The following is a 1,500-nucleotide window of genomic DNA, read 5'->3' on the forward strand; positions in this document are numbered from 1 at the left end:
GGCGGCACCCAACGCCGGGCCAACCGTTGCGCTGATGGGAGCCGACAGCGGCAGACCGATCACACTTGCCAGCAGTGTCGCCCAGAATTGGCTACGCGATCCGCCGCCGATCAACGCAACGCGATTGATGGCGACGCCGCTCGACAAAAGGGCTCGGTGGCAATCCCCGAGCGCAAGGGCGACACCTTCCATCACACCCTGAACGAGATGCTGCCGCGACGTGGCGAAGGTGAGACCTGAGAACGCCGCCGTGAGCGTCGGATCGTTGTGTGGCGTCCGCTCACCTGCGAGATAAGGTGTGAACACCGGCGTCTCCGCGATTGGCAGCGGAGATGCTTCAAGGGAGCCGACGAGCGCGCCCACGTCGCCTGCGCCAGTCACGTCGGCTATCCAAGATAAAGCAGCGGTCGCGCTCAGGACGACGCCGTGCTGCGCGAATAATCCATGGACCGCGTGACGATGGGTGTGCATGCCGCGATCATAGGCAGGAACAAACCTGTCGTTGGCGACGAAATAGACGCCGGACGTCCCGAGACTGATGAATGCCTCTCCCGGAGACACGATGCCGGCGCCGACACCGCCGGCCATGTTGTCGCCCGCACCGCCGATGACGGGAACATCGATTTTGAGGCCCCATCGCGACGAGAGATCACGCCGCAACGTTCCGCTGATTGCATCGCTTTCGATGATGGATGGAAGCTTCGCGGGGTCGATGCCACACGCTGCAAGGATGGCCGGAGCGTAGGTCCCTTTCCGCGCGTCAACGAGCAGGMTCGCGGAAGCGTCCGCCACATCCGTCACGGCGTCTCCCGTCAGCTTCAGTCGGACGAAATCTTTCGGCAGCAAAATATGGCGCGCCTCATCGAGCGCCTTCGGTTCGTGCTTGTGCAGCCACCGCAACTTGGGAGCCGAGAAGCCGGGCATCGCGCGGCATCCGACGAGACCCGGAAAATCGGTGACGAACGATTCAAGCTCTCCGCATTCTTCGCTGGCGCGGCCATCGTTCCAAAGGAGCGCAGGCCGGATGGCACGCTCGTTGTCGTCGACGAGCGCTACGCCGAGCATCTGCCCCGACAAACCGATCGCTTGCGTCGCCGCCAGGAGCGTGGGGTTCGAAACGCGGAGTGCATCGAGTGTCGCGACGACCGCTTGCCACCAGGCTTCCGGATGCTGCTCCGACCAGAGGGGTTTGGGTCGATCGACCATCAGAGGACACGCTGCCTCTGCCATAATGCGATCCTCGGCATCGACGAGAACCGACTTGACGCCTGAGGTGCCGATGTCGATTCCCAGGACGATCGTCACGGCTTGTTTCCACCACGCACGATGCCGCACGCAGCGCGCGCCGTTTCTTCGTCGCAAACCAGGACAGAGGCCAATTTCGCGCGCAATGCACCGGCGACAGCGAGCGTCTTGTTCTTTCCGCCAGAGGCGAGCACTACGGTCGGGATGCGCGAAAGATCTTTCAAAGGCAACGCGATCGCGCGGCGATTGAGGGGA

2 protein-coding genes are annotated in these 1,500 nt (G+C 63.2%); both read right to left on the reverse strand.

Annotation, left to right across the window (positions count from 1 at the left end; translation table 11 throughout):
* On the reverse strand, window positions 1-1,305 hold a 1,305-nt coding region (gene xylB / locus AC1DT3_RS20775), incomplete at its 3' end, for a xylulokinase (protein WP_477467096.1).
* Window positions 1,302-1,500, reverse strand: a 199-nt coding sequence (locus tag AC1DT3_RS20780; RefSeq protein ID WP_477467097.1) for a sugar-binding domain-containing protein, incomplete at its 5' end; no start/stop codon positions are given. The genes xylB and AC1DT3_RS20780, both read right to left, overlap by 4 nt.

It is taken from the genome of Microvirga sp. P4_G7 (assembly GCF_056401005.1).